This is a genomic window from Streptomyces sp. AC1-42W (assembly GCF_003248355.1).
Lineage (GTDB): Bacteria > Actinomycetota > Actinomycetes > Streptomycetales > Streptomycetaceae > Streptomyces.
Genome location: NZ_QKWY01000002.1, coordinates 100,401 through 110,733 on the forward strand (window position 1 = coordinate 100,401; position 10,333 = coordinate 110,733).

The window sequence follows — 10,333 nt, forward strand, 5'->3', positions numbered from 1 at the left end:
GATGACCTCGGGACTGGACCGCCTCCGCGACCTGCGCAAGCGCGGACTGCTGGCGAAGGCGTACGACCAGGTCGCCGCCGCCCTCGCCCAGGAGGAGCCCGGCGGGGTCTGGGCGGACACCGCGGCGGCCGGCCGGCTGCTCGGCTCCCTCGACCCCGGAGCCGTACTGGCCCACCACCCGGCGACCCCGGTCGTCACGATCGCCGTCACCGGCCAGTCCACGGTCGGCCAGGTCCTCGACCCGCTCCGGGGCGAACTCGCCCGCCACGGGCTGCTGCTGCGCGCCGTCCTCGGCGAGCACGGCACCTATCTGCGCGACCTGACCGACACCGGGAGCGAGCTGCACACCGCGTCCCCCGACCTCACCCTCTGCCTGCTGGACGCCGAGACGGTGTTCGAGCAGGTCCCCGGCGTATGGCGGCCCGAGGACGTGGAGTCGGCCGCCGCCGACGCGCTGGAGCGGTGCGTCACGCTGGCCGCGCACGCGCCGGGCACCCTGGTCCTCAACACCCTGCCGCTGCCCCTGGCGTACAGCCGGCGGCTCATCGACCACCGGTCCCGGGCCCGGCTCGGCGCGGTGTGGCGGGAGTTCAACGCCGCGCTGCTGCGGCTCACCGAACGCTTTCCGGCCCTGGTGGTCATCGACCTCGACCCGCTGACGGGCGAGGGCGGACCCGTCACCGACCCCTGTCTCGCCCGGTACGCCAAGGTCCGGCTCGGCGCGGAGCTGCTGGCCGGCTACGCCAGGGAGGTCGCCCATCTGGCCCGGGCCCTGCGCGGCGCCGTCCGCAAGTGCCTGGTGCTCGACCTCGACCAGACCCTGTGGGACGGCATCCTCGCCGAGGACGGGCCCGACGGCATCGCCGCCGCCGGAACGCTGCGCGGGGAGGCGTTCGGCGCCTTCCAGACCTGCGTCAAGCAACTCGGCTCCCAGGGCGTCCTTCTCGCCGTGAGCAGCAAGAACGACGCCGCCGAAGTCGCCCGGGTGCTGGCGGACCACCCCGACCCGGTGCTCCGGGAGCGGGACTTCGTGGCCGTCAACGCCAACTGGGAGCCCAAGGACGGGAACCTGGCCGACATCGCCCGCCAACTCGACCTGTCCGCGGACGCCCTGGTGTTCGCGGACGACTCGCCGGCCGAACGCGAGCAGGTGCGCCATGGACTGCCCGCGGTCGCCGTCGTACCGCTGGGCGAGGAGCCGGCCACGCACGTCGGGCGGCTGCTCGCGGACGGCTGGTTCGACACGGTCGGCCTGACCGACGAGGACCGGGCCAGGACGGGTGAGTACCGGGCCCGCCGCGAGCGCCGGGAGTTGCACGCCGGAGCCGGTTCGCACGAGGAGTTCCTGCGCGCCCTGGACCTCCGGCTCGACGTCGGACCGCCGCGCCCGCACGAGGCGGCCCGGATCTCCCAGCTGACCTTGCGGACCCATCAGTTCAACCTCGCCGGGGGCGGTCTCACCGAGGCCGCCGTGACCGCCCTCGCGGCCGACGCCGGCCGGGAGGTGCTCGTGGCGCGCACCGCCGACCGGTTCGGGGACAACGGACTGGTCGGTGCCGCGCTGATCAGCCGGTCCCCGGGGGAATGGCGGCTGGACAACCTGTGGCTGAGCTGCCGCGTCCTCGGCCGGGGCGTCGAACGCGCCTTCGTCGCCGTACTGTTGAACAGGGCCCGGCGCCTCGGACTGCAAGCCGTGGGCGCCCGCTACGTACCCACCGCCCGCAATCACCGGGCCGGGGATCTCTACCCCTCCTGCGGGTTCGTCGCCCGCCGTTCCTCCGGGTCCGGGGAGAGCGGGGACGGGGCCGCGGAGTACCGCCACGACCTGACGGTGCTGCCGGAGACACCCGGCCACATACGCGTCACCGAATCCGGAAAGGCATCCTGATGAGCGCCGACGACCTGACGGGCCTCGACGCGTTCCTGCGGATCGTGGGCGACGACCTGGGCCTGGACGTGGCGGGCCCCGCCGGAGCGGATGTGGCCCTCACGGAGGTGCCCGGCTGGGACTCGCTGAACCTGCTCCGGCTGGTGGCCCTCCTGGAGGAGTCCGGCCACCACGTGCCGGTGCACCGTCTGCTGGAGGCCGGGAGCCTCCGGGACATTCACACCCTCGTGAAGGAGTACGGATGACCGCGCCGGGCAATATCACGCTCGGCTCACCGCTCGGTGAGCCCGTCGCCGTGGTCCCCGGCGGTGACTCGTGGAACAGAGTCAAGGACGACCTCACCGCGCACGGCACCGCCCTGGCCTATGCGTGGCTGAAGGACCTGGAGCCCGCCGTGCCCTCGGGCGACGGACTGCGCGAACTGCTCGGCCGTGACTGGACGCGCTATCTGGACCTGACCCACTCCGACGTACGCAACCGGTACGTCGCCTCGCGGATGCTGCTCAAGCACGCGGCGGGGGCGGTGCTGGCCAGCGAACCGGGCGACCTGGAGCTGGCGTACGGGCCGACCGGGCGCCCGTATCTGCGCGGCTGCGACCAGATCGACATCAGCCTCAGCCACACCGAGGACCTGCTGCTCGTGGGGCTGACGACCTGCGGCCTGATCGGGGTGGACGCCGAGCGGGCCGACCGCGACATGTACGGCGGCGGGCTGGTCCGGCACATCTGCACGCCGTACGAGGCGGTCCTGCTGTCCGGGATGCCGGAGAAGGAGCGCAACGGCGCGCTGGTGCGGCTGTGGACGCTGAAGGAGGCGTACTCCAAGGCGATCGGGCAGGGCATGCAGTTCCGCTTCACCGAGTTCGGGTTCGGCCCGGACGGGCGGCCGGTGCGGGTGCAGCGCCCGGACGGCACACCGGGCACCGGCGAGGAGTGGACCTTCCGCACCTTTGCGCTGGAGGACGGCTACGTGGTCAGCGCGGCGGTGTACGACGCGGGGTTCGGCAAGCTCCAGGACGCCCATGTCACGACGATGCTCGACCAGGACTGCGTGGACGCGATCACGGAGGCGCTGGACGCGGAGGAGGACGGGGGCCGCGGCGCGTGAGGCGCGGCGCGCCCCCGCCGTACCCGTCAGGGGAACGGGCGGCCGGGGTCACCGGTCAGCATCTCCAGGCGGGCGGCGTTGTAGCCCGCCTGGAACCGGCTGGTGGCCTCCAACTGCTCGGTGATCTCCGCGATGTGGCGCCGGCAGGTGCGTACGGACATGCCGAGCCGGCGGGCCACCATCTCGTCCTTGTAGCCCTTGGTCATCAGCCGGATGATCGACCACTTCAGCTCGTCGGTGGACGCGGGGGAGCGCTGCGACTCCACGACGTACGGGGTCGCGCCCTCCCACAGGTACTCGAAGACGGAGCACAGGAACGCCACGAGGGTGGGCTCGCGGACGACGGCCGCCCCCGGGCTGTCCTCGTGGGCGGACCGTTCCGGCAGGAAGGCCACCTCGCGGTCGTAGATGATCAGCCGGTCGATCACCTCGTCGGCGGTCCGGACCTCCGCGCCCCGCACGGTCACGTCGCGGACGTAGGAGCGGGTGGGCAGGTCGTTGCGCGCGGTGTGCTGGTAGATGGTCCGGATGCGCACCCCGCGCGACAGGATGGACAGCGCGCTCGCCCTGGCGTCGTCGAGCAGGTCCGCCGGGCGCGCGCCGCCGGGCTGGACGGTGATCAGCTCGCTCTTGCAGGTCTGGCCGAGGTGGTCGAGGAGGGCCTGGATGCGGGCGGGGTCGCTGATGATGTCGAACGCCTCCAGGTGATTGCGCACCCGGCGGCCCTCGAAGTACAGGGGGGTCAGCGACATCAGTTTGGCCCGGACCTCGGTGACGGCCTGCTGGAGGTCGCGGATCTGCCGTTCGGCGGGGCCCACCAGGGAGGCGGCGGCGGCGTCGGGGGTGACGGGGGTCAGCTGGTGCGAGTGGCCGGGCACCGACTGGAGCAGCCGGACCCCCACCAGCACGCTCTCGACGCGGGCGATCTCGTCGTGGGTGAGGGACAGGTCGTGGGCAATCCGGTCGCGGTCGAAGCGGCCGCACTCGACGGCGAGACCGTATGCCGCAGCGCTCACGTCATCCAGTTCGGCAAAGCCTGAATCCGCGTACTCCCCTTGGAACACGCCAGCCCCCACTGGTCGGTGTAATTGCTGCCACGTAACTTTACGCCAACGTGAAGCCCTTGGCGCGAATCATCGGCGTTCGAGACTCTTTTCCCGTCGCCGGGAACCTCCGAAGCCGGAGGTTTCGGGTGAGCAAGGAGGCGGAGGTAAGTCTCATTCGTCGACCGAGGGGAGTCGCAATGGCAAGTTATGGTAAAGAATCTATCGTTCGCTTGACTTTGCTGATGGGTATACTTCTGGCCGTTCTGGGAGGACAGTTCATGTCGGGCCTTTCGCGGGGGACATCGGTCGGTACCGAGGTCAGTGCCGCGGACACGGTCTCTCCCGGAATCGTCGCGACCGGCCAGGACCGGCCGCTGGACGACCGCTGGGGCGTCTGATCCGCCCGGCCGCGCCCCGCACACACGACTCAGCCGATGCTCCCCGCAGCGCACATGCGGGGAGCATCGCCGTGTGCGGCCCCGGCCGGCCGCTTCGCGGGCACCGCGATGGCGGTCACCAGCACTCCGTCCCGCGCGGACCAGCGCCCGCTGAACGAGGTGGGGCCCGCCGGGGACAGCTCGTCCGGGGCCGGCAGCAGCCGCGCGGTGAACGTCTCCTGGGCCGCGTCCACACTCACCAGCGCGTCGGTGAAGTCGAGTTCCTGGCCGGTGAGCGGGAACCACGTCTTGTACACCGCCTCCTTCACGGAGAACAGCAGCCGGTCCCAGGCGACTTCGGGCAGCGCCCACGCCAGCTCACGGGTCCGCCGCAGCTCCTGCGGCAGCGCGATCGACTCCAGCACCCCCGGCCGCAGCGGGGCGTTGGGCTCCGCGTCGATGCCCACCGAGCGGAAGTCCTCCGCACGGGCCAGTGCCACACCCCGGTAGCCCGCGCAGTGCGTCATCGAACCCACCACCGACGGCGCCCACTGCGGTACCCCGCGCCGCCCCGGCAGCACTGCGGCGGGCGCCACCCCGAGCGCCCCCATGGCGCGCCGGGCGCACCACCGCACCGTGGAGAACTCCAGCCGGCGCTTCGGGACGGCGTTGCTGATCAGGGACTCCTCCTCCGGAAAGAGGAACACCTCGGCCGGGTCGGCGGTGGCCTCGGCGGTGGCGACGGTCGAAGGCAGGAGCTTGGTGAGCACGGCAGATCCTTCAGGTCGGGGCGTCGGGTGGACGATTTCCACGCTCCCGCCGCAGCCCCGCACCGGCCAGCGAACCGGCCCCCGGCCGGGCGGAACGGCCCGCCCGCAAGGCCGTTTCTGCCAGCCCGCTGCCATCCGCGCGGCCCGGCGGCACGAGCCTGCGGCCGGGCTGCCACCGGCCCGCACCTCCCTTGCCATGGCCCTGCTACGCCCCGGCGGGCCCGGCCGCGTCCCGCCGGTGGGCCGTCAACTGTGGGGTCGGGGTGGGGTGTTCACCGGCGTACCGGCTGCCCTAGCCTGGCCGAATGGCGCACGGAAACCTCATGGGCATCAGCGACCTCCATGTCGCATTCCCGGAGAACCGCCGGATCGTCGAGGAGCTGTTTCCCGACAGCCCCGCCGACTGGCTCATCGTCGCCGGCGACGTCGGGGAGTCGCCCGACGATCTGAGCTGGGTGCTCGATTTGCTCGCCCGCCGCTATGCCACGGTCATCTGGGCGCCCGGAAACCACGATCTGTGGACCCTTCGCGACGATCCGGTACCACTGCGGGGAGACGCCCGGTACCGCCGATTGGTGGAAATCTGCCGCTCCTACGGAGTCCACACCCCCGAGGACCCGTACCCCGTCTGGTCCGGACCGGGGGGCCCGCTGGTCGTGGCCCCGCTCTTCCTGCTGTACGACTACACCTTCCGCACGCCCACCGCCGCCACCCAGGAGCAGGCGCTTGAACAGGCGTACGAGGCAGGCGTGGTGTGCACCGACGAGTTCCTGCTGCACCCCGACCCCTACCCGTCCCGCGAGGCCTGGTGCCGGGCCCGCGTCGAGGCCACCGAGCGGCGCCTGGCCGCCTGCGACCCCGAGCTGCGCACCGTGCTGGTCAACCACTTCCCGCTGGTCCGCACCCCCACCCGCGTCCTGCGCCACCCCGAGTTCGCCCAGTGGTGCGGCACCGAGCTGACCGCCGACTGGCACACCCGCTTCCGGGCCGCCGCCGTCGTGTACGGGCACCTCCACATCCCGCGCACCACGTGGTACGACGGCGTGCGCTTCGAGGAGGTCTCGGTGGGCTACCCCAGGGAGCGGCGCCACCGGGGGCAGACAGGGGTGGCGCCCCGCCGGATCTTCCCGGCCGGCACCGGGGATTCCTGACTGGCAGGTTCCGGCCACCGTGGGAGCGTCGCGCGCGCCCCTGCCGTGATTCACGATTGCTTCTCAAGCGCCGCTCGATCGGTCCTGTATCCGGTTCGCGTTCCCGTTTATCTGCCGAGAGCCGGAACATGGGCATGGGGGATCTCATGGTGTTGTTCCGTCGCGCCGAAGAAATTTCTCTTCTGGACAATCTGATCGAAGGATGTCGGGAAGGGAATTCCGGACTGCTGCTCATCGAAGGAGCGGTGGGATGTGGAAAAAGTGAATTCCTGGAGACCGTTGCCACCCATTCCGAAAAACACGGCGGCCTGGTGCTGCGCGGAATGGCGACCGCCGAGGAAAGGCGCCATCCACTCGGAGTGCTGCGCCAGCTGACCGCCGACGCCCCGCCCGGCGCCCTCCCGCCCCTGCCCCCGGCGCCCGCCGAGGCCGGCCGGGTCGCGGCCATGCGGCAGTTCGCCACCGCCGTACGCGGGCTGAGCGTCACCGCGCCCGTGGTGATCTGCGTGGACGACCTGCACCACGTGGACGAGCTGTCCGGCCGCTATCTGCTCCACCTCGCACGCGGCACCCGGGGCGCCAAGGTGCTCCTCGCCCTCACCGAGTCCGTCCACGAGCACGGCGACGACCCGCTGCTGCGCACCGAACTGCTGCGGCTCCCGCACTTCTCGCGGCTGCGCCTGGAACGCTTCACGCCCGACGCGGTCCGGGCCATGCTCCCCGACCGCACCGACGCCGAGACCGACCGGCTGCACCGGGCCGGCGGCGGCAACCCGCTGCTGCTGCGCGCCCTCCTCCAGGACCCCGGCGCCCGCCCCGGCGAGGCGTACCACCAGGCCGTCCTCGCCTGCCTGCACCGCTGCGGACCCGCCACCACCGCGCTCACCGAGGCCGTCGCCGTCCTGGGCCCCCTGGCGACCACCCCGCACACCGCCCGCCTCGCCGGCACCACCGAACCCGCCGCCGCCCGCGCGCTCGCCGCCCTGGAGGACGCCGGACTGCTGGTCCGGGGCCGCGGCTTCTGCCATCCGGCGGCCCGGTCCGCCGTACTGGACCGGATGGAGCCGGACGCCCGCCGCGCCCTGCACCGGGAGGCCGCGCTGCTCGTCCGGGCCGCGGGCGCCCCCGACACGGTCGTCGCCGCCCAGCTCCTCGCCGCCCGGCACACCGGAGAGGACTGGGCCCCGGCCGTGCTGCGGGCCGCCGCCGACCAGCACGCCGCCGACGGCGCGCTCGACGAGGCGACCGCCCTGCTGGCGCTGGCCCGCGAGGCGTGCGCGGACGAGGCCCGCCGCGCCGAACTCGGCGTCCGGCTCGCCGTCATCAGCGGACGCACCGACCCGGCGGGCGCCGAACGCCATCTCGCCGAACCCCTGGCCGCGCTCGCCGCCGGACGGCTCGACGCCCGTGCGCTCGGCCCGCTCGCCCGGGTCCTGGCCGCGCAGGGCCGGATCGACGAATCGGCGGAGGTGCTGGAACGGCTCGCCGCCGGGGAGGGCCGCCACCCCGGCGCGGAGCGAAGACCCGGGGACATCCCCGGCGACGACCCGCTCGACGGACTCTCCGCGTTCCCGCAGTGGGGCGCCGCACCGCGCCGCTGCGCGGGCGCCCCCGGACCGCATCCGGGCCGCGCCGTACGGGGGGCCGTGCATCCCGCCGCGCTGTGGACGCTGCCGGCCGAGGCGGACGAGGGCGCCGCCCAGGCCGCCGAACTCTTCCTGCGCGGGGCCACCCTGGCCGAGGGCATGGTGGAGCCCGCCGTCCAGGCCCTGCGCACCCTGCTCTACCTGGACGGCGCCGAGCGGGCCGTGCCCTGGTGCGAATCGTTCGCCGGGCAGGCAGCGGAGCGCGGCGCGACCGGCTGGCAGGCGGTGTTCGGCGGGCTCCTGGCCGAGGCCCGGCTGCGGCTCGGTGATCTGACCGGCGCCGCCGAGACGGCCGAGGACGCGCTGCGCGTGGTGCCCGCGCGGGGCGGCGGCGTCCAGCTGTGCGGGCTGATGGCGACCCTGGTCCGGGCCCGCACCGCCATGGGGCGGCCCGAGGCGGCGGCCGCCGTGCTGAGCCGGCCGGTGCCCGAGCGGCTGACCGGCAGCGTGCACGGCCTGGCCTATCTGCGGGCGCGCGGCCACTACGCGCTGGCGACGAGCCGGTTCCACGCGGCGCTCGGCGACTTCCTGGACATCGGCCGCCACATGAAGCGCTGGGGCCTGGACCGACCGCGCGTCCTGCCGTGGCGGGCGGACGCGGCGGAGGCGCTGCTCCGGCTCGGCGAGACCCAGCAGGCCGACCGCTTCCTGGCCGACCAGCTGACCACCCGCGACGCGGGCGACCCCTGGGTGCGCGGGATGACGCTGCGGCTGCGGGCGTCGCTGCGCGAGCCGAAGGAGCGGCAGGCGATGCTCACCAAGGCCGTCGACGATCTGCACCGCTCCGGCGACAGTTACGAACTGGCCCGCGCCATGAGCGACTTCGGGCAGGTGCTGCGCGTCCTGGGCGAACCGGCCCGCGCCGCCATGGTCAACCGCCGGGCCTGGCACGTGGCGAAGGAGTGCGGGGCGCAGGCGCTGTGTGTGAAGATCCTGCCCGGCCACACCGGCGACGCCCCGCCGGAGGCCGCTGCCGCCGCCGCGCCGCACGCCGACCTGGTGGCGAGCCTCAGCGAGTCCGAGAAGCGGGTCGCGCTGCTCGCCGTGCACGGCCACACCAACCGGGAGATCGCCCAGAAGCTGTACATCACGGTGAGCACGGTGGAGCAGCACCTCACCCGCGTCTACCGGAAGCTGGAGATCCCCGGCCGGCAGGCCCTTCCCGTCGACTTCCACCTGGGGGTCGCGGAGTTCATCTGACCGCCGCGCCCGCTTCGTAGCAAGGTCATGGCAAGCCCGCGCCGGGTTCGCCCGGCCATGGCAGGCAACTGGCGTCTCCCGGCGGTATCCCGGTCCGGGGCGCCCCCGCCCGCCGCGCCGGGTGGTTCAACCAATGGCGCGTCCTGGAAGGTCGGTCCCGAGGCCGTAGCCCACCAGGGAGGGCACCATGACCACCACACCCACGCACGAGCAGCCGGGGAGCGCGGCGAACCCCGGACAGCTGCGCGACGCCCTGCTCGACCGGGTCGAGGACCGGCTCGCCCGGCTCCTTGCGGACGAGACCCGGAGCCGGCGCACGGCCGATCCGCACAGCGCGGTCCTGGTGGCGGGGGTGGCCGAGCTGGTCCAGGCCGGGGCGGAGCGGGCCCATCCGGTCATCTGCCTCACCGGCTACCTCGCGGCGGGCGGCGACCCGGCGGGGGAGGACGTGGTGTCCGCGTGCGCCGCCCTCGAACTCCTCGACACCTGTCTGATGATCAGGGACGACGTCCGCAAGAACGCCACGCTGCGCCGGGGCATCCCGACCCTGCACATCAGCCACGCCGCCGAGCACGAACGCAACGGCTGGCGCGGCGAGTCCCGCCGCTTCGGCGAGGACACCGCCGTACTCGCGGGCGATCTCGCGACGGCGTACGGGGACCGCCTCGCGGCCCGGCTGCCGCGGCCCGCGCGGGAGTTGTGGGACAGCCTGCGCACCGAACGCACCATCGGCGCGCACGCCGAGGCGGCGGTGGCGACGGAGTACCTCGACGACGCCTGGCCGGGCCAGTGCCTGGACGGCTGCGGCGACGGCTGCGGCGCCGGCTGGTACGGGCTGCGCCACGCCCTGCTGATCGGCGCCTCGCTGGCCGGCCGCGACGATCTGCGCGAGCCGTACGAGGAGTACGCGCGCGCCCTGCACGCGGCCTGGCGGATTCGCGGATTCCTGCGCGGCGGGCCGGGGTTCGACGACGACGCCCAGTTCCTGCGGGACATCTTCTTCGACGCGCGCGCCCGCGAGCGGGCCGAGGAGACCATCGCCGGGCAGCTCGAACGCGCCGACGCGGTGGTGGCGGACGCCCCCGTCCCGGCGCGCTGGCGCACGGAACTGTCCGCGTTCGCGCGCCGGGTCGCGGGCTGCGAGTGA

Annotated in this window: 8 protein-coding genes; 6 read left to right on the plus strand and 2 right to left on the minus strand. The window is 73.6% G+C overall.

The window, feature by feature from the left end:
• Nucleotide 1: 1 nt before the first annotated feature.
• The 3 genes from DNK56_RS18270 to DNK56_RS18280 are packed head-to-tail and all read left to right on the plus strand — an operon-like array spanning nucleotide 2 to nucleotide 2,996.
• On the plus strand, nucleotides 2–1,888 hold the full coding sequence (locus DNK56_RS18270) for an HAD-IIIC family phosphatase (RefSeq protein ID WP_111339379.1): 1,887 nt from the start codon (nucleotides 2–4) through the stop codon (nucleotides 1,886–1,888).
• Nucleotides 1,888–2,133 carry a phosphopantetheine-binding protein gene (locus tag DNK56_RS18275; protein ID WP_111336074.1) on the plus strand — a complete coding sequence of 82 codons (246 nt, stop codon included), beginning with the start codon at nucleotides 1,888–1,890 and terminating at the stop codon, nucleotides 2,131–2,133. The genes DNK56_RS18270 and DNK56_RS18275 overlap by 1 nt, the downstream gene beginning before the upstream one ends.
• Nucleotides 2,130–2,996 (plus strand): 4'-phosphopantetheinyl transferase family protein, encoded by an 867-nt coding sequence (locus DNK56_RS18280; RefSeq protein ID WP_111336076.1) that lies wholly within the window; start codon nucleotides 2,130–2,132, stop codon nucleotides 2,994–2,996. The genes DNK56_RS18275 and DNK56_RS18280 overlap by 4 nt, the downstream gene beginning before the upstream one ends.
• A gap of 26 nt (nucleotides 2,997–3,022) precedes the next feature.
• On the opposite strand, the gene DNK56_RS18285 is transcribed toward DNK56_RS18280, so the two are convergent.
• A complete protein-coding gene (locus tag DNK56_RS18285) occupies nucleotides 3,023–4,012 on the minus strand; it encodes a LuxR C-terminal-related transcriptional regulator (protein WP_241989984.1) in 990 nt (329 codons plus the stop codon).
• Nucleotides 4,013–4,469: 457 nt separating this feature from the next.
• Nucleotides 4,470–5,189, minus strand: a complete 720-nt coding sequence (locus DNK56_RS18290) for a 4'-phosphopantetheinyl transferase family protein (protein ID WP_111336081.1) — start codon at nucleotides 5,187–5,189, stop codon at nucleotides 4,470–4,472.
• Between the two features lie 305 nt (nucleotides 5,190–5,494).
• Here DNK56_RS18290 and DNK56_RS18295 point away from each other — a divergent pair, with 305 nt between their 5' ends.
• From DNK56_RS18295 to DNK56_RS18305, 3 genes are all read left to right on the plus strand, one after another.
• Nucleotides 5,495–6,340, plus strand: coding sequence for a metallophosphoesterase family protein (locus DNK56_RS18295; RefSeq protein ID WP_241989985.1), 846 nt, complete (start codon nucleotides 5,495–5,497; stop codon nucleotides 6,338–6,340).
• Between the two features lie 146 nt (nucleotides 6,341–6,486).
• Nucleotides 6,487–9,186, plus strand: coding sequence for a helix-turn-helix transcriptional regulator (locus DNK56_RS18300; protein ID WP_111339380.1), 2,700 nt, complete (start codon nucleotides 6,487–6,489; stop codon nucleotides 9,184–9,186).
• Nucleotides 9,187–9,373: 187 nt separating this feature from the next.
• Nucleotides 9,374–10,333 carry a polyprenyl synthetase family protein gene (locus DNK56_RS18305; RefSeq protein WP_241989986.1) on the plus strand — a complete coding sequence of 320 codons (960 nt, stop codon included), beginning with the start codon at nucleotides 9,374–9,376 and terminating at the stop codon, nucleotides 10,331–10,333.